Genomic DNA, 738 nt, shown 5'->3' on the forward strand with positions numbered 1-738 from the left:
GTGTTATTCGATATGACCGAGTTATGCGTGGACGCCACCTTGATCAATGCGCTGGTGCGCTTGCGCTTGCTGACCAGCGTGTTCCCGGTCACGGTCAAGTACTGCGACCAGCGCGACAGATTGAGGGCGGAGCTGCCGAAATCGGAGATTGTGTTGCCGGTGATCGTGATGTTGTTCTGCACCTCGCCGTTGTTGAAGTTGACCAGTGCCACGGCGTCGTTCGCGCTAGCGCCCGTGCCCAGATTGCGGATCGTGTTGCTGGCGATCATGCCGTCGTAGCAGTTCCCGCGGATCAGAATCCCGGTCAGGTCGGCAGTGCCGCGCGCGGTCACGATGTTGTTGTTGGTCGACCAGCCCGAGGCATAGTTGATCTCGATGCACACGTCGATCGTCTGGTCGATGATGAACGTGTTCCGGTCGACGTGAACATCGTATGCAGTGAGCGCGGTGTCGCCTAGGATATAGACGGCATTCTGATCGGCGTAGTTGATCGCATTGCGGAAAGTGCAATCGAACACGTTGATGTTGCGCATGCTGCCGGTGTAAGTGCTGATCCCGCCGACGTACACGCCAGGCACGTTGGCGTTGTTCTCGACCAGGCAGCTCTGGAAAGTCACGTCGTGCAGAAGCCTTCCGCTGCTGGTCGTCGCACCCAATGCAGCCCCGCCGCCGGTGCCCTTGTCTTGCGCTCCCCACTCATAGATCCGGCAGCGCTCGAAGCGCACGCGCTTCGAGCGC

At 59.9% G+C, this 738-nt stretch carries 1 protein-coding gene; it reads right to left on the reverse strand.

The window, feature by feature from the left end:
* A partial coding sequence (locus tag CSC70_RS13860) for a hypothetical protein (RefSeq protein WP_162457198.1) occupies positions 1-738 on the reverse strand: 738 nt, incomplete at both ends.

The sequence above is a fragment of the Pseudoxanthomonas kalamensis DSM 18571 genome, from assembly GCF_010211745.1.
Taxonomy (GTDB): Bacteria; Pseudomonadota; Gammaproteobacteria; order Xanthomonadales; family Xanthomonadaceae; genus Pseudoxanthomonas_A; species Pseudoxanthomonas_A kalamensis.